16 protein-coding genes are annotated in these 21,239 nt (G+C 71.9%); 11 read left to right on the top strand and 5 right to left on the bottom strand.

Going from position 1 to position 21,239, the window contains the following annotated elements; genetic code table 11:
• The 3 genes from AC07A4_RS13210 to AC07A4_RS13200 all read left to right on the top strand — a co-directional run bounded on the left by AC07A4_RS13210 (position 1) and on the right by AC07A4_RS13200 (position 6,340).
• Positions 1-4,134 (top strand): hypothetical protein, encoded by a 4,134-nt coding sequence (locus AC07A4_RS13210; protein WP_478596975.1) that lies wholly within the window; start codon positions 1-3, stop codon positions 4,132-4,134.
• A gap of 5 nt (positions 4,135-4,139) precedes the next feature.
• A complete protein-coding gene (locus tag AC07A4_RS13205) occupies positions 4,140-5,000 on the top strand; it encodes a chymotrypsin family serine protease (RefSeq protein WP_478596972.1) in 861 nt (286 codons plus the stop codon).
• Between the two features lie 125 nt (positions 5,001-5,125).
• Complete coding sequence (locus AC07A4_RS13200; RefSeq protein ID WP_478596970.1) at positions 5,126-6,340, top strand: FAD-dependent monooxygenase; 1,215 nt, start codon at positions 5,126-5,128, stop codon at positions 6,338-6,340.
• A gap of 77 nt (positions 6,341-6,417) precedes the next feature.
• On the opposite strand, the gene AC07A4_RS13195 is transcribed toward AC07A4_RS13200, so the two are convergent.
• The gene (locus tag AC07A4_RS13195) at positions 6,418-6,624 is read right to left on the bottom strand and encodes an antitoxin (protein ID WP_478596968.1); all 207 of its coding nucleotides are present in this window, start codon (positions 6,622-6,624) and stop codon (positions 6,418-6,420) included.
• A gap of 116 nt (positions 6,625-6,740) precedes the next feature.
• Here AC07A4_RS13195 and AC07A4_RS13190 point away from each other — a divergent pair, with 116 nt between their 5' ends.
• A complete protein-coding gene (locus tag AC07A4_RS13190; RefSeq protein ID WP_478596966.1) occupies positions 6,741-7,481 on the top strand; it encodes a class I SAM-dependent DNA methyltransferase in 741 nt (246 codons plus the stop codon).
• 21 nt (positions 7,482-7,502) lie between these two features.
• Here the strand turns inward: AC07A4_RS13190 and AC07A4_RS13185 are convergent, their stop codons facing one another.
• Entirely contained in the window at positions 7,503-7,946 is a 444-nt protein-coding gene (locus tag AC07A4_RS13185) for an SRPBCC family protein (protein WP_478596964.1), read from the bottom strand.
• 83 nt (positions 7,947-8,029) lie between these two features.
• Positions 8,030-8,668, bottom strand: coding sequence for an HD domain-containing protein (locus AC07A4_RS13180; RefSeq protein WP_478596962.1), 639 nt, complete (start codon positions 8,666-8,668; stop codon positions 8,030-8,032).
• 163 nt (positions 8,669-8,831) lie between these two features.
• On the opposite strand from AC07A4_RS13180, the gene AC07A4_RS13175 reads away from it, so the two are divergent.
• The 4 genes from AC07A4_RS13175 to AC07A4_RS13160 all read left to right on the top strand — a co-directional run bounded on the left by AC07A4_RS13175 (position 8,832) and on the right by AC07A4_RS13160 (position 13,665).
• Positions 8,832-9,782 carry a GlxA family transcriptional regulator gene (locus AC07A4_RS13175; RefSeq protein WP_478596960.1) on the top strand — a complete coding sequence of 317 codons (951 nt, stop codon included), beginning with the start codon at positions 8,832-8,834 and terminating at the stop codon, positions 9,780-9,782.
• 147 nt (positions 9,783-9,929) lie between these two features.
• Complete coding sequence (locus AC07A4_RS13170) at positions 9,930-11,480, top strand: alpha/beta fold hydrolase (protein WP_478596958.1); 1,551 nt, start codon at positions 9,930-9,932, stop codon at positions 11,478-11,480.
• A gap of 47 nt (positions 11,481-11,527) precedes the next feature.
• Complete coding sequence (locus AC07A4_RS13165) at positions 11,528-12,229, top strand: response regulator transcription factor (protein ID WP_478596956.1); 702 nt, start codon at positions 11,528-11,530, stop codon at positions 12,227-12,229.
• Between the two features lie 107 nt (positions 12,230-12,336).
• A complete protein-coding gene (locus tag AC07A4_RS13160) occupies positions 12,337-13,665 on the top strand; it encodes a HAMP domain-containing sensor histidine kinase (RefSeq protein WP_478596954.1) in 1,329 nt (442 codons plus the stop codon).
• A gap of 186 nt (positions 13,666-13,851) precedes the next feature.
• Here AC07A4_RS13160 and AC07A4_RS13155 read toward each other — a convergent pair whose 3' ends face one another.
• Positions 13,852-14,691 carry a hypothetical protein gene (locus AC07A4_RS13155; RefSeq protein WP_478596952.1) on the bottom strand — a complete coding sequence of 280 codons (840 nt, stop codon included), beginning with the start codon at positions 14,689-14,691 and terminating at the stop codon, positions 13,852-13,854.
• A 271-nt stretch (positions 14,692-14,962) separates the two neighbouring features.
• Between AC07A4_RS13155 and AC07A4_RS13150 the strand changes: the two genes are divergently transcribed.
• Entirely contained in the window at positions 14,963-15,394 is a 432-nt protein-coding gene (locus AC07A4_RS13150; protein ID WP_478596950.1) for an ankyrin repeat domain-containing protein, read from the top strand.
• A 71-nt stretch (positions 15,395-15,465) separates the two neighbouring features.
• Here the strand turns inward: AC07A4_RS13150 and AC07A4_RS13145 are convergent, their stop codons facing one another.
• Positions 15,466-16,374: a LysR family transcriptional regulator gene (locus tag AC07A4_RS13145; RefSeq protein ID WP_478596948.1), complete on the bottom strand. Its 909-nt coding sequence runs from the start codon at positions 16,372-16,374 to the stop codon at positions 15,466-15,468.
• A gap of 259 nt (positions 16,375-16,633) precedes the next feature.
• Between AC07A4_RS13145 and AC07A4_RS13140 the strand changes: the two genes are divergently transcribed.
• Both AC07A4_RS13140 and AC07A4_RS13135 read left to right on the top strand, forming a co-directional pair.
• Complete coding sequence (locus AC07A4_RS13140) at positions 16,634-16,933, top strand: hypothetical protein (protein WP_478596946.1); 300 nt, start codon at positions 16,634-16,636, stop codon at positions 16,931-16,933.
• Between the two features lie 181 nt (positions 16,934-17,114).
• A complete protein-coding gene (locus AC07A4_RS13135) occupies positions 17,115-21,116 on the top strand; it encodes an SGNH/GDSL hydrolase family protein (RefSeq protein ID WP_478596944.1) in 4,002 nt (1,333 codons plus the stop codon).
• Positions 21,117-21,239: the final 123 nt, after the last annotated feature.

Genomic DNA, 21,239 nt, shown 5'->3' with positions numbered 1-21,239 from the left:
ATGGTGGACAGCATCCGATGGACCGTCCTGCCCGACGGCGTCGTCGAGGGCGACACCGTGCGCGTGTCCGTCCTCGTCAGCCCGACCCTCACCGGCGTCACCGAGCTCAGCCAGTCCGCGTACTTCACCGCGTGGCCCCAGCACCTCGCCACGCTGCTGTCCGGCCTCTGGCTGGAGTTCAGCACACCGGCCAGCACCTACGTCAAGCAGCACGCGCCGACCGGCCGCTACCCCGCCGCCGACCTCGGCCTCTGGCAGGCCCTGTTCACCGGCGACACGCTCGTCAAAGAGCCGCCCCCGGCGACCGCGCTCGCCGCGCAGGCGCCGCGCACCCTGCGCTCCTTCCCCGGCAAGATGGTCCACGACGAGATCACCGGCGTGTACCAGGCCGTCGCCGTGGCCACCACGCGCAGCCGCCTCGGCGGCGAGTGGGCCCGCCAGGAGCGCGGACTGTGCGAGCCGCCGCCCACCGACCACCGCGGCTGGGAGCTCCCCGCCCTGTACGAGCTGCCCGACATCGTCTCCCCGCAGGTCCTCGGCATGGGCAGGGACATCAGCACGGGGTACAAGGCGGTGTCGGACGCCTTCGACCCGCCCGCCAACGGCGGCCCGCGCACCGCGGCCGAGGACCTCGCCCCCCGCTCCGTGGACCGCAACGGCCCCCAGTACACGCGCGAGGACCGCAGACGCATGCTGCCGCTGGCCGAAGCGGCGCTGTTCTACGACCGGCGCCGCCCCACGCCCGCCGAACTCGCCGCGGCCGAGGAGGAGCACCGCGTCGACTTCCACGAGGCCTGCGGCCTCATCGGCGACTACCCCGAGCTCCAGCGCAGGTTCGGCCTCGTCGTCGACCTGAAGTTCACCCTGCCCGCGGCGGTGCCCGACCAGGCGTGCGTCCGGGTGCGCTTCGACAACGGCGTCCCCGGCTCGACCACCCTCAACACCGATAACCGGCGGCCCTGGACGAAGCTGCGCATCGTACGCGGCAGCGTCTTCGAGGCGGCCACCGGCACCTCGGGCCTGTTCACCGGCCGGCTCCTGAACCTGGGCGCCCCCGGCACCTGGCACCTGACCGAACTCGACGTCGACGGCGCGGCGCTCAAGCACCTCGACTACGCCCGCACCATCGAGCACCTGTATCCGTCGAGCCCGCACTCAATGCCCTACCAGACCGTCGGCACCGGCACCCCGGCCGCCCGCGGCGGCGGCATCACCCTGATGCACACCGACCGCGACCGGCACCTGGCCGGGCGCATCGGCGACGACCTGCTGCGCCGCACCAACGGCGAGGTGGCCACCTTCACCGCCGAGGACCTGGTGCGCGGCTACCGCGTGGACGTCGGCACCGCCGACCCCGCCACCGGCGCCGTACGGCAGTGGCGGTCCCTGCTGCGCCGCCGCGGCCGCTACACGATCCGCAGGCCCGGACAGCAGCCCGTCCCGATCCAGGTCCGCCCGGACGAAGGCCTGGTGCGCGCCAGCGCGGTGACGGCCGTGGCCAAGGGAGCCCCGGAGCTCTACGGCCACCAGGCCGTCCTCGGCTGGCACGGCTGGAGCCTCGCCGCGCCACGCCCGGGCCGCACCATCGGCCTGGACAACGAGGTGGAGGCGCCCGCCCCGCCGGTCTCCCCGGACGTGCCCCTGGAGACCCGGTTCACCGCGGAGCCGGGCTCCCTGCCCGCCCTGCGCTACGGCAGCACGTACCGCATGCGCGCCCGGGTCGTCGACCTCGCGGGCAACAGCCTCGAGCACACGGCGAGCACACCCGACGCCGTCCGCTCCGAGGCGATCACCTACGGCCGCTGGGAGCCCGTGCCGCAGCCCGTGGTCATCCCGCTGCTGCCGTTCAACGAGGGCGAGTCCACCGAACGCCTCGTCATCCGCAGCACCGTCACCGACGAGGACCGGCAGATCTCCCCGGACGAGTACGCGCTGCTGCGCTCGGACGTCCCCGACCACGGCGAGCGCTCCGGCGCCGACCGCCTTGACCGGCGCTACAAGCCGATCGCGGAACGCCACGTGGTGCCGCCGAAGACGGCGCTGCAGATGGCCGAGGAGCACGGCACGCTCGACGCCGCCTTCGGCGCGACCAAGCCCGACCGGCTGCGCGAGGAGTACGTCGCCATCGCGTCGCGCGAGTCCGGGTCCTTCCTCGACACCAAGGTCCGCGAGGCCGAGTGGCCCCACCTGGAGCACGACCTGCTCCTCGAAGGCAGCATCCACGTCGCCAAGCACGACGTGCACGACACCTCGCCGGTGACGCCGCTGCCGCTGCCCCGGCGCGGCGCCGGGCTGAAACAGGGCGAGTTCGTGGTGCACAGCGGCCACCAGCTGCTCCTGCCCTATCTGCCGGACGCGCTCGCCGATGGCGTCATGCTGCGCGGCCTGCCCGGCGACACCGAGAACCGCAAGATCCCCTTCCCGGGGCCGTGGCCGCAGGCCAAGCCGTTCAAGATCCGCATCAAGGAGGGCACGCGCGAGCCGCAGTGGGACGGCTTCATCGAGCGTGTCCTGGAGGTGTACCTGCCCAAGGGCGAGATCGCCACGGTCCGCCTGAGCTGCTATCTGGACCCGGACAAGCTGCCCCTGCTCAAGCAGTGGGGCCTGCTCACCGCGTCCACGTTCTGGCGTGACCTGCCCCAGCGGGACCGGGAGTTCCTCACCCGGGCCAGCGCGGACGGCGAGAACTGGATGCTCACGCCGTGGACGGAGATCACCCTGGTGCACGCGGTGGAGAAGCCCGTGCGGCGTCCGGCCCTGAGCGAACTCACCGCCGAACGCACGGCCGAGCAGACCGCCGCCGAGATCGGCCTGCACGTCACCGGGCACTCCGAGAGCACCGGGCACGTCGAGGTGGACGCCCGCTGGAGCGAATGGCTCGACGACGTCACCCAGCCCGCACCCACCCGCGTCGACGGCCACACCCACCTGGAGGACATCCCCCTGGAATACGCCGACGACGATGAACGGGCCCACCGCACCCACGAGTTCGGCGACACCCGGCACCGCAACGTCCGCTACACACCGACCGCCGTCACCCGCTTCCGCGAGTACTTCCACCCGACCCTCACCGAGGACCGCGCCAAGGTCACCCGCCTCGGCCCGGCGACCACGCCGCTGCCCGTGCCCAGCTCCCGCAGGCCCGAACCACCGGCCGTGGCGTACGCGGTGCCGACCCTGCGCCACGAACGCACCGTCGACCGCGCCCGGGGCGCGGTCACACGCCGCCGCCGCGCCGCCGGGCAGCGCGTCTATCTGAACCGCCCGTGGTTCTCCTCCGGCGACGACGAGATGCTCGCCGTGATCCTCGACCCCGGCGCGAGCCTGCCCGAGAACCTCGCCACCCGCTGGGGCGTCGACCCCGTCTGGTCCGACACCACCGCGCTGCCGAGCCCGGCGGCCGCCCACTTCCCGAACGCGGACAAGCGCCTCACCGGCCTGCCCCTCGCCGAGTCGACCGACGCACGGCCGCTGCTGGCCGACGGGGTGGCCTACACGCCGTCCTACGACCAGGAACGCCGCCTGTGGTACGTCGACATCGACGTGGACCTCGGCACCGGCGCGGCCACGGCCTACTTCCCCTATGTGCGCCTGGCCCTCGCCCGCTACCAGCCGTTCGCCATCGACCCGCTGCACCTGTCGAAGGTGGAGCGCGCGGAGTTCGCACAGCTCCTGCCGCCGCGCGAGATCACCGGCCGCCGCGAGGGCGAGCAGCTCACCGTCCGCCTCAGCGGCCCGGCCACGTACAACGAACTGGGCGAGATCAGCGGCACCGGGGCGGTCGCGGTGGCCGCGAGCCGCCGTGTCGTCGTCACCCTGCAGAGCCGCGCGAGCCTGGGGGAGGACGACATGGACTGGAAGCAACTCGGTGGCCCCGCCGAGCTGGTGTGCCGCGCGGAGGGCACCGCCTTCGCCTGGACCGGGGGCCTCACGCCCCCGGCCGGACAGCACCTGACCCTGTACCGGCTCCTCGTGCAGGAGTACGAGCTGTACCGCACCGACCAGGACACGGCCACGGAGACGGTCACCGTCAACGGCGCGCCCGTACCGGCGGCCCGCCGCCTGGTGCACGCCGACTACTTCGCACTGACCATGGGCCTGCTGGGCCGCATCGAATTCGAGCTGGAGGGGTGAACACCATGCTGAGCCGACGCATGCTCTCCAGCGCTCTGGCGGCCCTGCTCGTGACGCTGGTCCCGACGCCGGCCCAGGCCGCCCCGGCGAGCAGGGCCAATGACCCCCAGCCGCACCGGGGCGGCGCCGAGATCGTCACCACGGTCAGCGGCTCGGAGTTCTCCTGCACGTCCGGCTTCGCCGTACGCCGCGTGGAGGACGGCAAACGCGCGATGGTCACCGCCGGGCACTGCTCGGACGCCCGGATCGACGTGCGGGCACAGTCCGGCGAGCAGCGGTACGGCACGTTCCTCAGGTCGTTCTTCGACGACGGCGCGGACACCGGCCTGATCGGCACCACGCGCGCGAACCCGCAGACGTACGCCCCGACCATCTGGACGGACGGCGGCACACCGAGCCTGCCCGCCGCCCGCCGCGTCCTCGGCAAGGCCGATGCCCCGGTGGTCGGCCAGAAGGTGTGCGTCAGCGGCGCGGTCACCAAGCTCGTCTGCGACATCGACGTGGGCTCGCTGACGGAGGGCGTGGAGTGCGAGCCGAAACCCGCGCCGCGGCGGTGCACCCGCGGCCTGGCCCGCGCGGTCAGGGAAGGCGTGCAACTCGCCCGTGGCGGTGACTCGGGCGCCCCGGTGTTCGTACCGATCGACACGGTCATCGACGGACACCAGGTGCACGGCGCCATGCTCGTGGGCATGCTGGTCGGCAGCCAGCAGCGCATCAGCGGTCCCACCCGCCCGAACGACGTGATCGTGTTCCACACCGTCAAACAGATCGAGTGCGCCCTCAACGTCAGGGTCCTCACCACCGCCGAAGCGGACTCCGGCGACACGACACCACCGCCACCGCGAGGGGACTGCGGCACGCCCTGACCCCGCCCGGAGCAGCACGACCGGCCCGCCGCGCCCCGCGCGGCGGGCCGGTCCGCCGTCCCGGACCACCCGGCACCCGCTGCTACTCTCTGTCGCCACATGGTCATCGTGAGCAACTTGCAGAGGTGTACGTGAAGGTCGCCTGCGTCGGAGGCGGGCCCGCCGGCCTGTATCTCTCCATCCTGCTGAAGCGGCAGGACCCCACCACCGAGATCACCGTCCACGAACGCAACCCGGAGGGGTCGACCTACGGCTGGGGCGTCACCTACTGGCGCGGGCTCCTCGACAAGCTCCACACCCACGACCCCGAGTCGGCGCGCGCCGTCGAGGAGGCGTCCGTGCGCTGGCGCGACGGCGTCGCCCACGTCGGCGACAGGACGGCGCGCCACCGGGGCGACGAGGGCTTCGGCATCGGCCGCCACCGGCTCCTGGAGCTCCTGTCCGCGCGCGCCCGCGCCCTCGGCGTACGCCTGGAGTTCGGCCACGAGATCGGCGCCGCCGACCTGCCGCTCGACGCCGACCTGGTCGTGGCGGGCGACGGACTGCACAGCGCGCTGCGCGCCCAGGACGCCGACCGCTTCGGGACGCGGGTCACCGCCGGGCGCAACCAGTACATCTGGCTCGGCACCAGCAAGGTCTTCGACGCCTTCACCTTCGCCTTCGTGGAGACCGAGCACGGCTGGATCTGGGCCTACGGCTACCGGTTCAGCGACGAACGCAGCACCTGCGTCGTCGAATGCGCCCCCGAGACCTGGACCGGCCTCGGCCTGGACCGGGCGGACGAGGCCGAGGGACTCGTCCTGCTCGGCAAGCTGTTCGCCCACGTCCTGGACGGACACCCCCTCATCGGCCGCTCATCGGCCGATGGCCGCGCCCAGTGGCTGACCTTCCAGACCCTCACCAACGAGCGCTGGTACCGCGACAACGTCGTCCTCATCGGCGACGCCGCCCACACCACGCACTACTCGATCGGGGCGGGCACCACCCTCGCCCTGGAGGACGCCATCGCGCTGGCCGGTGCCCTGCGCGGGCACAGCGCGCTGCCGTCCGCCCTCGCCGCCTACCAGCGCGAGCGCGCCGCGGCCCTGCTGTCGCCGCAGAGCGCGGCCCGCCACAGCGCGCAGTGGTACGAGAACCTGCCCCGCTACATCCAGCTGCCCCCGCACCGCATGTTCGCGCTGCTCGGCCAGCGCCACTCGCCGCTGCTGCCGTACGTTCCGCCGCAGCTGTACTACGGCCTCGACAAGGCGGTCGGACAGGTCAAGGTGCTGCGCCAGTTCAAGCGCTGGCTGGGCCCGCGCCTGGCGCGGACCGCACACGGGCGCACGAGCGGCGACTGACGCCGCGCACCCGGGGGAAGCCGCCCGTGGCGGCCGGGGCCCGGGCCGGATACCGGCCCGGGCCGTCCGTGGACCGCTCAGGCCTGCGGGGGGTTGCCCTGGCCGCCGCCCTGCTCCCGGTCACCGCCCAGCTGCTCCTTGAGCTTGTCCTGGGCGGTGTCGACCTGGCTGCTGTACTTGCCCTGGGTCTTCTCGTCGACGAAGTCGCCCGCCTTGTCGATGCCCTGGCTTGCCTTGTCCTCGTGCCCCTTGAGCATCTGCTTGAGCTTGTCCATCACCGACATGGGATGCCTCCTTGGCGTACCCCCTGTCTCCAGGTTCACCGCGTGTCGCCCGATCCGCATCCCGTACGGCGGAAAACCCCGTGCGCCACCGCCGCCACGGGCACTACGGTCCACGGATGCCCCATGACGACGGACATTTCCCAGAAGACGTCGCGGCCACCTACGACGCGTCCGAGGCGGACATGTTCCGCCCGGAAGCGGTGGACCCGGTGGTCGACGTGCTCGCCGGGCTCGCGGGCGAAGGGCGGGCCCTGGAGTTCGGGATCGGCACGGGCCGCGTCGCGCTCCCGCTCGCCGCGCGCGGCGTCCCCGTCCACGGCATCGAACTGTCGCGGGCCATGGCCGACCGCCTGCGGGACAAGCCCGGCGGGGACGCCCTCGACGTGACCATCGGCGACTTCGCCACGACCGAGGTGCCGGGCGCCTTCGACGTCGTCTACCTCGTCTTCAACACCATCAACAACCTGACGACGCAGGATGCCCAGGTCGACTGCTTCCGCAACGCCGCCGCACACCTGCGGCCCGGCGGCAGCTTCGTCATCGAGGTCGGTGTGCCCGCGCTGCGCAAGCTCCCGCCGGGCCAGAGCGCCGTCCCCTTCCGCGTCCGTGCGACGCAGTGGGCCTTCGACACCTATGACACCGCCACCCAGGCGATGAGCTCGCACTACGTGACGGTCGCCGACGGGAAGGCCGAGCACTCGTCCATTCCGTTCCGATACGTGTGGCCCGCCGAACTCGACCTGATGGCTCGCCTCGCCGGGCTTTCGCCGCGCTACCGCTGGCAGGACTGGTCCCGGGCGCCCTTCACCCACGAGAGCACCAGCCATGTCTCGGTCTGGGAGAAGCCCGCCCCCTGACCCGCCCCCTGACCGGCCCCTTCAGACGGAGCCGAGGAGCGCGTCCACGGCCCGTCCGAACACCACCGGGCCGAGCCGTGCCACCAGCGGGTCGGCGCGGCGCGGCAGCCACCGCACCCGCAGCTCCTCGCGCCAGAGCACCCGCGCGCCACTGCCCTCGGGGCCCACCTCGATCTCGGCCCAGCCCGTGACGGCCGTACCGTGCTTGACCAGACGGCACACCCCGGCCCGGCCCTCCGCCGGCGGCCGCCACACCACGACCTCCATCGGGTCGTCGAACGCCAGCGGCCCCACCCCGGTGCGGGCCGTGAAGCGCGCGCCCGCACCGGCCGTCGGCGTTCCCGCGAGGCCGACGGTGACGCGGGTCAGCGGCATCACCCGGCCGTGCCGCTCCCAGTCGGTGAGCCGCCGCCAGGCCTCCTCGGGGAGCAGTGGCGTGGTGCGGTCGACGAGGAACAGGGCCATGGGGCGATCGTAGGCAGGCCGGGCTCACCCGGCCTGCCGCGCCCAGGTCGGCTTCAGATGTCGGCGGGCGGCCCCCGGCCCGCTCACTCCGGCCAGGGCGAGTCCTTGATGACCTCGACGAAGTCGCCGCGGTGGAAGCCGGGCACGAAGTGGGCCAGCACGTCCGCCTTGACGTTGCCGAACGTCGTGCCGGGGCGGTCCTTGATCCCGTCGGTGAACGCGGCCAGGATCCCGTTCTTGAAGCCGGGGCGCGGATGCGCCGCCACCACGGCGGCGCGCTCCTCGTCGGACACGGCGTGGTAGCCGACGCCCAGCACGTCGAGCTCCACGCCCCGCGTCACCAGGGCCACTTCGGGCGCCATCCGCAGGGGGATCTCCGGCGTGGTGTGCAGGGCGACGGCCGCCCAGACCCGGTCGGCCGCCTCGCCGTCGACGCCGTGGGCGCACAGGAAGCGGCGGGCCTCGTCCGCCCCGTCGATCTCGAACCGCTGGTCGGTACGGCCGTACCGCTCCGTCAGGCCCAGGTCGTGGAACATCGCGCCCACATAGAGCAGTTCCGGATCGAAGGCGAGGCCCTGCGCGCGGCCCCGCAGCGCCCCGAACAGGAACACCCGCCGGGAGTGGTCGAACACCAGGGGCGACGCGGCCTCCCGCACCAGCTCGGTCGCCTCCCGCGCCAGCGCGCTGTCCGGGATCCGCACTCCCGCGATCTCCTCGCTCATCACGTCCACCTCTCGTCGCCTCTCGCCGTCTCTTGCCGTCTGTTGCCGACTCTTGTCGTCTGTTGTCGCCGTAGGACCCCTCGGTCTCCGGTGCCTCCACTCTCGCCGGGGGGGCGTACCCTGGAGCCATGTCCTTTCTGCCGGACAACCCACGGATTCAGACATGACGCATCGCGTGGTCTTCCTCGTGTTCGACGGGGTGACCCTGCTCGACGTCAGCGGCCCCGCCGAGGTGCTGCAGCAGGCGCGCCGCCTCGGCCTGCCCTACGAGCAGGTCCTGGCCTCGCCCGGCGGCGGCACCGTCACCACCGCCTCCGGCCTCGCCCTCGCCGGGACGCTCGCGGCGGCCGACGTCGGCGACCTCGACACGCTCGTCGTCGCGGGCGCGGACGAACTGGCCGACGGCCACCCCGACGACGCGCTCCTCACCGCGGCCGCCGCCCTGGCCGGGCGCGCGGGCCGGGTCGCCGCCGTGTGCAGCGGCGCCTTCGTGCTCGCCGCGCTCGGCCTGCTCGACGGGCGGCGCGCCACCACGCACTGGCGGCACACCACCGCTCTGGCCCGCCGCCACCCACGGGTGCGCGTGGAGCCGGACGCGATCCACGTCAGCGACGGGCGGTACGTCACGTCGGCGGGCATCAGCGCGGGCATCGACCTGACCCTCGCCCTCGTGGAGCGCGACCACGGCGCGGAGCGCGCCCGGCACATCGCCCGCGAACTGGTGGTGTTCCTGCAACGCCCCGGCGGCCAGTCGCAGTTCTCCACGGCCCTCACCACGCCACCCGCACGCGGCGCCCCGCTCCGCTCCCTGCTCGACGCCGTCCTCGCCGACCCGGCGGGCGACCACAGCCTGCCCGCCATGGCCGCCTCCGCCGCCGTCAGCACCCGGCACCTGACCCGCCTGTTCCAGAGCGAACTGGACACCACACCGGCCCGCTGGGTCGAACGCGTACGCCTCGACCGGGCCCAGCAGCTCCTGCTCGACGGGCACAGCGCCACCTCGGCGGCCCGGCACAGCGGGTTCGGCAGCGACGAGACGCTCCGCCGCGCCTTCGCCCGCCACCTCGGCACCACACCGAGCGAGTACCGCAAGCGCTTCGCCAGCGCGGGCTAGGCGACCGCGCTCTCTCCATCGCGCTTTCGCCAGCCTCACGTTGTCAGTCAGTCGCGCTTTCTTACTCACCTTTGCCGCCGCTCTGCCGTCGCTGTGCGGAGCGGGCGGCACCGTCATGTCCGCACCTGCGAGACACAAGGAGTGCACATGACGTACGTGAGCACCGCCTGGCGCGTGGGCCTGGCCGCCTGCATGGTGACGCTGCTGGCATCGGCGCCGCCCATGACGGCCGCCGCGGCTCCCCGGGCGGCGAACACCGCGGCCGCACCCGTCGGGCACCGCCCGGCGTGGTGCCCGACCGTGCCGGACCACCGCGTCGACTGCGGCGCCACGAAGCGGCCACTGGTCACCGGCAGGCTGGAACTGGGCACGATCAACGTGGGGTACGCGGTCGTCCGGCACCGCGGCCCCGGCGCCGCCAAGGGCACCGTGGCCATCAACCCCGGCGGACCGGGCGAGGTCGCCGTCGAGCGGGCCCCGCGGTACGCCGTCGGCCTGCGCGGCCTGCTCCGCGACCACGACGTGCTGCTGGTCGACCCCCGGGGCACCGGCGTCTCGGAGCGCCTGCCCTGCGGGGTGACGGCCACGGAGTACCGGTTCGGCACGCGGCGACAGCAGCGGGACGCCGTGGTGCGGTGCGCGAAGACGCTCGGGCCGCGCGCGCGGGCGTACACCACGGCCGCCACCGCCGACGACATCGACGCCATCCGCGCCCGGCTCGGCGTCGACCGGCTCACGCTCTACGGCGCCTCCTACGGCACGTACTTGATGCCCGTGTACGCGAGCCGCCACCCCGACCGGGTGCGCTCCATGCTCCTGACGGGCGCCTACCCGCTGGCGTTCGATCCCCTGGTGCGGCCCAGCGCCCGAGCGGTCCCCCTGGCCCTGCGCCGGATCTGCGACCGCGACCCGAAGCGGGCCTGCGACGGCGCCACGGCCGTCAAGGACCTCAAGACCGTGGCCGCCCGGCTGCGGGCCAAGCCGCTCACCGTACGGATCACCGCGGACGGCACCAGACATCGCGTGACGTTCACCGAGGCCAAACTCGGCAACCTGCTGTACGAGTCCGCCAGCTCCGGCGTGGGCGCGTCCCCGCGGGAGCGCACCCTGCTCGGCCGCATGCCCCGCGCCCTGCGCCACTTCGTACGGAACGACCCCAAGCCGCTGGTCGAGCTGATCAAGGAGGACGGTGCCACGGCGGACGCCACCGACCAGGCGCCGTTCCTGGCCGTGGTGTGCAACGACTACCGCACGGCCTGGTCGCGGGACGCCTCCGTCGCCGAGCGGTGGCGGCAGTACCGCAAGGCCCTGGCGGGCACCGCGCCCGGCGCCTACGGGCCGTTCAGCGCCGAGGGCTTCACCCGGGCCCAGTCCGACGGCGGGGACCTCTGCGTCGGCTGGCCGCGCGCGGACACCGCCCGCCCCCAGCCGCTCCACCCCCGCCTCCCGGACGTGCCGGTCCTGGTGCTCTCCGGCGACCTCGACGCCAACACGCCCGACGCCAACGGCCGCCTGGCGGCACGGCAGTTCGAGCGGAGCCGGTTCCACTCCGTCGCCAACACCGGGCACGTGCCCGAGCTGGAGCGCAGCGGCTGCGTGACCGGCGTCGCCACCCGGTTCCTGCGCACCGGCGCCACCGGCGACACCTCCTGCCTGAGCGGACTGCCCCCGATCGCCGTCGCCGCCGTCGACCACTGACCGGGCCCGCATCCATGACCACGCCCACCACCAGCGAAGATGACCTCATGACTGAGGCATTCGAGCATCCCCGCACGGTCCTGGTCGTCGAGGACGACCCGGGCGTGCGCAGCACCCTGGACCAGCTGCTGCGCTTCGAGGGCTACCGCGTCCTGCTGGCCCCCGACGGACTGCGGGGGCTCAGCCTGATCGAGGAGGAGAGCCCCGACCTGGCGGTGGTGGACGTGGTCATGCCGGGCCTGGACGGCCTGGCCCTGTGCCGGATGCTGCGCCGTCGCGGCGACCGCCTTCCCGTCCTCGTCCTGACCGCCCGCGACCAGATCGGGGACCGCGTCGCCGGTCTGGACGCGGGGGCGGACGACTACCTCGCCAAGCCCTTCGCCACCGAGGAACTCCTCGCCCGCATCCGGGCGTTGCTGCGCCGCGTCGCCCCGCCCGACAGCGCCGCCGAGGCCCTGTCCGTCGGCGACCTCAGCCTGGACCCCGCGACCCGGAGCGCCCACCGCGGCGCCCTGCCGCTCGACCTCACCAAGACCGAGTTCGACGTACTGGAGCTGCTGCTGCGCAACCCCGGCGTCGTCCTCACCCGCACCCAGATCTACGAGCGCATATGGGGCTACGACTTCGACACCGCCTCGCGCTCCCTGGACGTCTACATCGGCTATCTGCGGCGCAAGACCGAACACGACGGGGCGCCGCGCCTCATCCACACCGTGCGCAACGTCGGCTACACCGTCCGCCCGGCATGAGAACCGCCTTGAGAACCGGCATGAGAACCAGCAGGAGTGACCGCCGCGTGCCGCGCCCTTGGAACCCACGTTCCTGGAATCCGCGCCCCTGGAACCCGCGCCCCCTGATGCTGCGCACGAAGATCACCGTGGTGGTCGTCGCCGCGGCGGTGCTCGCCATCGCCCTCAGCGCCGCCCTGTCGTACCGCAACGTCAGCGACCTCGTCGCGAACGAGCTCGAACGCGGCCTCGAGGACCGCGCCGACACGGTCGTCGCCCTGCTCGACGCGGACCGTGAGCCGCCCAAGCGCCCCGACATGACCGAGCAGGTGCTGCGCGCCGACGGCACCGTGCGGCCCCTGGCCACCGGCCGCGACCGGCTCCCGGTCTCGGCGCGGGACCGCCGTGTCGCCCGCACGGGCACCGGCACCCACCGACGGGACGTGTATGTCTCCGGCCGCGAGTACGGCGTCCTGACCAGGCCCCTGCCCGGCGGTGACGCCCTCATGGTCGGCCAGCACTACCAGGGCGCGGCCCGCGTCGACCACGCCTTCCTGTGGCGGGTCTCCCTGACCACCGCGGCCGCCACCGGCGTCTCCGCGCTGCTCAGCTGGCTGGTCCTCGGCCGTGTCCTGCGCCCCGTGCGCCGCCTGGCCCGCACCACCGGCCGCATCACCACCACACAGGACCTGTCCACGCCCCTGCCGCCCGCGGGCACCGACGAGATCGGCCAGCTGACCCGCAGCTTCGACACCATGCTCAGCGCGCTGCGCCGCTCCCGCGCCCAGCAGCAGCAACTGGTCCAGGACGCGAGCCACGAACTGCGCACCCCGCTGACCTCGGTGCGCGGCAGCGCGGAACTGCTGCAACGGGCCCGCGGCCGACTCGACCCGAAGGACGAGGAACAGATCCTCGCCACCCTGGTCACCGAGACGACCGCCCTCGACGCCCTCGTGCGCGAACTCGTCGAGCTGGCCACCGACCGCTACACCGAAGAGGAGCCCGCCGAGGTCGACCTGGCCGCCGTCGCCGAGGACGGCGCGCGCCGCTACCGCACGCGCGACGGCCGCGTCATCGACGTCATCGTCGGCGACCCGGCGTCCGTACGGGCCAGGCCCCGGGCCGTACGGCGCTGCGTCGACAACCTCCTCAGCAACGCCGTGAAGTTCAGCGAAGCCCCGGCCCCCATCACCGTCCACGTCGACGGCGGCCGCCTGAGCGTGCGCGACCACGGCCCCGGCATCGGCGCTGGCGAGCACCAGGCTGTCTTCGACCGCTTCTACCGTGGCCCGAGGACCCAGGCGATCCCCGGCTCGGGTCTCGGCCTCGCCATCGTCCACGACATCGTCACGGCCGACTCCGGGACCGTCTTCGCCACCAGCCCGGAAGGCGGCGGCGCCGAGGTCGGCTTCGAACTGCCGCGCCACCGGCCCTCGACCAGACGCTCCCCGGTGTGACCGCGTGCCTGAGGCGGTGTCACCTGTGGGTGTGCCCCGTCGGCACATGAAGTGTGCGGGGAGTACGCGTCGCCCGCCGCCCAGCGGCAGGCCCCGGCATCCAGGCCAGCGTTGGCGGCGGCGCTCTCCCGGCCGGTGGGAGCCGGGAGAAGTGAGCCGCCCGCGGGTGACCGCCGCGCGGCCGCGTCAGCCGTCCGCGGCCGCCGTGTCTTCCGGTTTCACCTGCGGCTCCTCGGGGGCGACCGCAGGCGCCGAGGAGGCGTCGGACGTGCTGTAGAACACGGAGTTCTTCTGCTTGGACCGGTGCGCGTGACCCTTGGCGACCAGGTTCTCCAACGTGGTGCGCACGACCGTGGTCTTGACCGAGCGCTCCGGGTGGTCCTGGCTGAGCACGGCGGTGACTTCCGCAGCGGAGCGCGGCTCGTCCTGCCGGCCGAGGTGGGCGCGCACCAGGTCGATGAGGGTGGGCCCGGCGGGAGCCTTGGGCGTGGCCCCGACGATGGCCTTCTTGCCCTCGCTCTTCTTGGTCTCGTTCTTCTTGCGTGCCGTCGCGGTACGCCCCGCCGCCGAGCGCGCGGACGCCGCGCGGGCGCTCTTCGCGGTGGTGCTCTTGGCGGTCGTGGTCTTCGTGCGCACCGGCTTCTTGCGCACGGCACGCTTGGCCGGGGCCTCACCGGTACGCGGCGCGGGCACCGGCGCGGCCGCCTCGGGCTCCGCCTCCGCCTGTGCCTCCGACCGCGGCGCGGTCGGCTCCAACTCCGCGGCGGACGTCGCCGACTCCGCCTCCGCTGACGGGGCTTCCTCCGTCTGCTGACCCGGGCTTGAGTCCTCAACCCCGGTGTCCAAAAGCTGCTGCATCCTCACCAGCAGCACCTGGTCGCGCCGCAAGGACAGCAACTGCTCGCGCATGCTGTCCAGTTCGGCTTCGATGCGTTCTTGGTCCGCGGCATTGCGCTTCAAGTCCGCGGCGAGTTGTGCGGCATACTGGCTTTCGAGCCCGGTTGATTCGGTCAGGGCGTCGGACATGGCGTCCACCTCTCCTGCGTACGACCGTAGTGTTGGCGGATCCTACCCACATATTTCTCGCCATGATCCCGGGATGTGCGGACTAGGGCTTGAAATGCGGAAGCACAGGCTCATATTGACCGGAGTGACTCCGTACGTGAGTTGACTGTGCCCCGGCCTGAGCGAGTGAGCAACCACGACACTCGCCGACCGCCTCCCCACCCTCCCACACCACCGCCCCCACCTGCGAAAACGACTGGACCCGAGGGGAGGGTGACACTAACCTCGGCCCGTGAACCAACGCCATCAAAAGAAGCTCTCCCGACGTCTCTTCGAGGCGATCCCGGCGGGTGATGTGACTCAAGTCAAAGCGATCCTGCGGGCCGGAGCCGACCCGGAACGACGGGACTACGAGGGTGTCACCCCGCTGTACGAGGCGTCCGTGAACGGCAAGACGGAGATCGCCCGGCTGCTCCTGGTGGCCGGAGCCCGGCCCGACACGGAGAGCCGGGGCCTCGGCGCGGACGGCACGCCCCTGTGCGCGGCCTCCTGCTGGGGGCACACCGCGACGGTGCGCACCCTCCTGGCGCACGGCGCCGATCCCAACCTGCGCGAGGAGTACGGCACGGGCAACTCCCCACTGGACTGGACGCGTTACGGCCAGCACCCCGAAACAGCCGCCGTCCTCATCGCGGCCGGAGCCACTCCCCGGGACACCGCCTGAGGCACATGGCCATGGACCCGCGTCCGCCCGGCGGCGCTACCGGCCGCGGGCGGTGAGGGACCCGGGCCCGTTCATGGGACGTGGCTGTGCGCGGGGAGGCGAGGCGCGTCCTCGGTGACCGCCTGGAGGAACTCCCGGACGAGCGGACTGTTGCTCGCGCGGGGCCAGACGGGGGCGTACTCGAAGCGGGGGAGCTGGGGGAAGGGCAGCCAGGCGATGTCGGGGCGAGCGTAGTAGCGCTCGGCTCGCGCGGACGCGAAGGTGACGCCCCTGCCGGCGCCGACCATGGCAAGGGCCTCTTGCCAGTAGCCGACCACTTGGTGGGGGATGGGCAGGCCGGAGGGGGTCTGGCGCGGGGTGTGGTGCTCCTGCCAGTACCGGGGGACGGTCTCGGAGAAGACGATGAGCGTGGTGGTGGCCAGGTCCTCCAGCGTCACCGCGGTGGCGCTGGTGAACGGATGCTGGTGGTGGACCAGGATCCTGCGGTCCTCGGCGATGAGGACGGGGCCGACGGCCATGTCGTCCTCGTCGACGGGGAGTTCGGTGATCTGCAGGTGCACCTGGCCGCTGCGGATCGGTCCCAAGGGGTCGGAGAGCTGGATCTCCTGGATCTGGACCTCCGAGCCGGGACGGCGGGCGGTGAGCTTGTCGGCGGCTTTGAGGACGAGCTCGGCCGCCATGGGGCTTGAGTAGCCCACCCTCAGCACATCGCACGTGCCCCGCGCGGCGGCCGCGGCGTCCGCGAGGGCCCGTCGCACCTGCTGATAGGCGGGGAGCAAGTCGTCGCGCAGCTGTTCGCCCACCGCGGTCAGGGCCACCTTGCGGCTCGTGCGTTCGAACAGCGGCGCCCCGATGCGGCGTTCCAGTTTCTGAATGGTCTGGCTGACCCGGCCCTGGGCCAGGCCGAGCCGCTCCGAGGTGCGGCGGAAGTGGAGTTCCTCGGCGAGCGCCAAGAAGGCCTCCATCTCATGCCGTTCCACCGTCGGTCCCCCTTGTGTTCGTTGATTGGTGAGTGTGGCGCATCGATCGTAGATGATCTTGGTCTTGATCATGAATTCGCAGACGCGGAGAGTGGATACGGGCCGCGACGACATGGCACGGGTGAGTGCCCGGCGGGAAATGTGCTCACCACGTTCCCGCAGGACGGCATGCCTATCGCGCTTCCCCTGGTCAGAAGCTTGCCGGGGGCTCGCGGCCCCGAATCCGATGACACAACCCGAGATCGGCAAGAGGAACAAAATGAATGCAAAAATTGCGAGCGCGGTGGCTTCCGTCGGCATTCTCGTAGCGGCCTCCGCGGCCACTGTCGTGACGGCCGGTTCCGCCTCGGCGGTGTCGGCCTCCTGCGTCAGGTACTTGCAGAGCAAGAACTACCAGCCCACCAACACGATCGTTGAATACTGCCGCACGGGCGGGCACTTCGACAGCGATCTGGAGAAGTCCATCAACTACCAGGCGTGCCGGTTCGGGCTTGAGGGCGCGGGCGTCAGATACGCCGACGCGGTCACGGCGTGCAACTACGCCCAGACGAACAAGTGACGCGAGCCTTCGGCCGTCACTGACATCGCAGGCGCGTCTGAGCGCCGCCCCGAGACATGTCCGGTGAGCCGCCCAAGGCCCACCGGACATGTCTCGTACGGATGCCCTTGCGCCGGCCTCGGCTCGGCGTCGGCTCACGCAACAACTACGTAAGGTCTCTGTTTTGATACGCCGTCATAGTGTGTCGAAGCGCCTGCGGACACCGCTGCTCCTCGCCACAGCCATGCTGGTGGTGAGCGGCCCCCTGGTGTCCCAGGCACTCGCCAGCGAGTCCCCACCCACACCCCCACGGTCCCCGGCCCGCGACACGGCCACGGGACGCGAGCAGTCCGCCGCACCCCGCTTGAGCCGGGTGGCGAGCCCGGACACCAAGCTCGGCAAGGGCTGGCAGAACAGCGAGGACCGGGCCGTGACCGGCGCGGCCGACGCGAACGGCTTCAGGATCCTCGTCGCCGACGAGGCGGACGCGTACGACTGGAAGGCGGTCGCGGCCCTCTCGGAGCCCGGGCTGCCCGCCGATTCGTGGATCGGCAACCAGTGCGTCATGGACGACTCCCATGTCGCGGCCGTCTACGCGCCCCGGGCGTTCACGAACAAGCCCGACCTGATGCAGGGCGGCGCGTTCACGGCGATCGTGAACACCAGGACCGGCAAGGTGACGAAGCTGCCGTTCACCGCCACCCTCGCCTACTTCGACCCCGCCTGTAACACCACCACGCACACCGCCGCCTTCACCCAGTACCGCGACATGAACGACGCGTCGAAGGTGAAGACGCGCGTCATCACGGTGAACACGGGCGGCAAGACGCTGACCACGACGGGCGAGCTGGCGGGGCAGGTGTCCTCGGCCGTCCCAGTGAAGGACGGCCTGGTCGCGGGCCTCGGCCGCGATCTCGTTCACATCGACGACAAGGGCAGGAGCCGACGCCTCGCCAAGGGCGCCAGCATCCCCTTCGACATCCGCCCCATGACGGGCGGCCGCATCGGCTTCGTGGACCGCAAGGGTACGAAGACGGCGCGGGCGCAGGTGTATGACGGCCGCGGCAAGGCGCGCACCGTCGCCACCGGACGCCTCGGTGAGCTGGAGCTCACGTCCGGTGCGCGGGGCCGTGCCTTCCTCACGGGCGACGCCAAGGGCGCGAAGACGGCGGGGAGCGGCATCACCACGATCGACGCACCCGCCGACACCGACGTCTCCTCCCACGGCCGCCTCGCCGTCAACCCCGTCCTCACCCCCGGCGTCCGGGCCGGACTGACCCGTATCAAGTCGGCCGGAAAGGGCTTCGACAAGGCGAACGAGCCCGCGGCCGGGGTGCGCGCCCGCTCCGGGCAGGCCCCCGACACTGCGGACGACGCGCCGATCACCGTCACATCGACCGCCACGGCGACGGGACGGAAGGTCGAGCAGCGGGTCACCTCGACGCGGTCGCACGGCGGCAACGGCCTCTCGCCCGCGTTGACCGGTGCCACCCGGCCGCGGGCGCTGGCCCGCGCGCTCGCGCCCGACTCCCACGACCCCCGTGACACCGACCGCTGGTGCTCGGTCTCCCGCAACGACATGAGCGCCCAGGCGCTGCAGCCGACGCCGAACCAGGTCGAGTGGGCGGTGGACATGGCCGTCCGCGGCGAACTGCGCGAGAAGTGGATCCGCCAGGGCGGCTACCGCGGCCAGGCCGGACTCGGCTCGATCGACCCGCAGGGTCTCTTTCCGCTGCCGAAGCTGAACGGAGGCGGCCGGATCCCCGCCAACGTTTTGCTCGGCATCCTGGCGCAGGAGTCCAACCTGTGGCAGGCGGAGAAGGGCGCGATCCCCGGCCAGATGGGCAACCCGCTGGCCGCCGTGGACGGCTACTACGGCCACAGCACGAAGGACAACATCCTCGGCTACTGGCGCGTCAACTGGGAGAAGTCCGACTGCGGCTACGGCGTCGGACAGGTCACCGACGGCATGCGCCTGCGGGGGCGCGAGAAGGACGGGGAGACGAGCCTCGACCCGAAGCTGCAGCAGGTCATCGCCGTCGACTACGCGACCAACATCGCCGCCTCCATGAAGATCCTCGCCGACAAGTGGAACGAGGTGCACACGGAGGGCCAGAAGATCACGGTCAACAACGACGACCCGTCCCGCGTGGAGAACTGGTTCACGGCCGCCTGGAACTACAACCTCGGCTTCAACCCGAAGTCCGACACGGCGAAGAACGGCGGCCACTGGGGCCTGGGCTGGTACAACAACCCCGCCAACCCCATGTACAAGAAGGGCGCGTGGGACCACCCCTTCATGGACGTCAGTCTCAGCCGGGACAACATCCGGGACGCGGCACACCCGCAGTACTGGCCCTACCAGGAGAAGGTGATGGGCTGGTCCGCCTGGTCCATCGACACCGGCTTCTCCTACGGCACGGACGGCCGCCAGGACTGGAAGGACGAGTCCGGGTTCTCCTCCGCCGGCTTCCGTCCCGCCTGGTGGCTCAACGTCGCCGACCGCTCCCGGGTCAGCCCGCCACTGGACACCTTCTGCAACAAGAAGAACAACTGCAACCCGTCCAACCCCGCCGACTGCCCGGACGAAGCCTGCTACCGGCAGTTCTGGTGGACGGAGGACAACGCGACGTGGAAGGCCGACTGCGCCCAGTCGTGCGGGCACGAGAACATCAAGTACGACACCTTGCGCTCCGAGCCCGGACGCGGCTACCGGCTCAAGAACGGTGAGCCGGTATGCGCCGACGCCCCGAAGGGCGCCGAGGTCGTCACCTCCATCCCCAACGGCACGGAGACGTGGTCCAGTTGCGGGAAGGCGTCGTCGAAGGGCTCGTTCGACTTCACCTTCCTCGCCGACCAGGACCAGCGCTACGAGGCGAAGGCCGACCTGCACTCGATCGGCGGCGGCCACGGCGGCCACTTCTGGTACTCCCACACGCGCAACGAGGACAACCTCGGCGGCGAGGACAACCGGATGACGATCAAGGGCAAGTGGACGCTCGGACACAAGCTCGACTGGGCGCGGGTCCTGGTGCACCTGCCCGACACCGGCGCACAGACCCGGCAGGCCGCCTACGTCGTGCACAACGCGGACACCACCAGCCCGAAGCGGCTCGTGACACAGCGCGCGGACCGGTGGGTCAGCCTCGGCGCGTTCCAGTTCACGGGAACACCGCAGGTGGAGCTGTCGAACGCGACGCAGGACGGCACCGCGGACGAGGACATCGCCTGGGGCTCGATCGCCTTCCAGCCCCTGCCCGGCAAGCCGAAGAACGCCGTCGTCGCCATGGGCGACTCCTACTCCTCGGGCGAAGGCGCCTCCGAGGCGGGAGGCAAGGACTTCTATCCGGAGAGCGACCACTACGACAAGCTCAACGAGAAGGTCACCGACAGCTGCCACCGCTCCAGGCACGCGTGGTCGCGCCAGGCGGCCCTCCCGGGCCAGACGAAGTCCATCGGGGAGCTGGCCGACGACCTCGACCCGCAACTGGACTACCACCTCGTCGCCTGCTCGGGCGCGCGCCACTACAACATCCTGAGCAAGGACCAGATGGGCGAGGGCAAACAGATCGACACCGGCTACCTCGACAACAACACCACCCTGGTCACCTTGTCGATCGGCGGTAACGACGCCCGGTTCACGGACGTGTTCAAGCAGTGCGTGTACAAGAGCCTGGACCTGTGCCAGAACTCGTCGATGGGCAACAAGGACCCGGACACCGGTTCCGGCGCGAGCGGGGAGACGGGACCGCTGAAGGACTGGGCGCCGAAGTGGCTCCACGATGAGATCCGTCCACGCATCGCCAAGACACTGAACGAGATCCACAAGCGGGCACCCCACGCGCGCATCGTCCTCATGGGCTACCCGCGGCTGCTGTCGGGGAAGGGGCAGTGCGTTCCGGGAATCGGCACCGCGGAGGCCCCGTGGCTGAACACCGTCGCGGACACCCTGAACGAAGAGATGAAGGGCGCCGCCGCGGACGTCGGGAGCGCGACCGGAGCGAACACGGTGTTCGCGGACCCCCGGGACGACTTCGAAGGCAAGACGGTGTGCGGTGACCCGGAGATGGTGCACGGCATCGTGAAGACGGGTCTGTCGAAGGCGGACCAGACGGGTGCGCTCGAAGTCGGGATGGCCTCGTTCCATCCGAAGATCGGTGGCGCGCGACTTTACGCGAACGCCCTGGAACGCGCTCTGAAGTAGCCCTTGGTGAACCTTCGGACACGGGGAATTGAGCTCCCCAGGTGATGGCGGGGCCTGAGCGTGCGCGCTCGGGCCCCGCCTGCCGTGCGGGCGGGTCTCCACCGCCACGGCTGTCACGCGGCC

Source organism: Streptomyces sp. NPDC043996, from assembly GCF_056435225.1.
This window is presented reverse-complemented; position numbering and strand designations above follow the sequence as displayed.

Coding starts and splice junctions, on each gene's coding strand:
- AC07A4_RS13195 (WP_478596968.1), bottom strand. CDS start 6,624: ATGTCGGTGATGGACAAGCTCAAGCAGATGCTCAAGGGGCACGAGGAC.
- AC07A4_RS13165 (WP_478596956.1), top strand. CDS start 11,528: ATGACTGAGGCATTCGAGCATCCCCGCACGGTCCTGGTCGTCGAGGAC.
- AC07A4_RS13210 (WP_478596975.1), top strand. CDS start 1: ATGGTGGACAGCATCCGATGGACCGTCCTGCCCGACGGCGTCGTCGAG.
- AC07A4_RS13180 (WP_478596962.1), bottom strand. CDS start 8,668: ATGAGCGAGGAGATCGCGGGAGTGCGGATCCCGGACAGCGCGCTGGCG.
- AC07A4_RS13155 (WP_478596952.1), bottom strand. CDS start 14,691: ATGTCCGACGCCCTGACCGAATCAACCGGGCTCGAAAGCCAGTATGCC.
- AC07A4_RS13140 (WP_478596946.1), top strand. CDS start 16,634: ATGAATGCAAAAATTGCGAGCGCGGTGGCTTCCGTCGGCATTCTCGTA.
- AC07A4_RS13190 (WP_478596966.1), top strand. CDS start 6,741: ATGCCCCATGACGACGGACATTTCCCAGAAGACGTCGCGGCCACCTAC.
- AC07A4_RS13175 (WP_478596960.1), top strand. CDS start 8,832: ATGACGCATCGCGTGGTCTTCCTCGTGTTCGACGGGGTGACCCTGCTC.
- AC07A4_RS13170 (WP_478596958.1), top strand. CDS start 9,930: ATGACGTACGTGAGCACCGCCTGGCGCGTGGGCCTGGCCGCCTGCATG.
- AC07A4_RS13160 (WP_478596954.1), top strand. CDS start 12,337: ATGCTGCGCACGAAGATCACCGTGGTGGTCGTCGCCGCGGCGGTGCTC.
- AC07A4_RS13205 (WP_478596972.1), top strand. CDS start 4,140: ATGCTGAGCCGACGCATGCTCTCCAGCGCTCTGGCGGCCCTGCTCGTG.
- AC07A4_RS13185 (WP_478596964.1), bottom strand. CDS start 7,946: ATGGCCCTGTTCCTCGTCGACCGCACCACGCCACTGCTCCCCGAGGAG.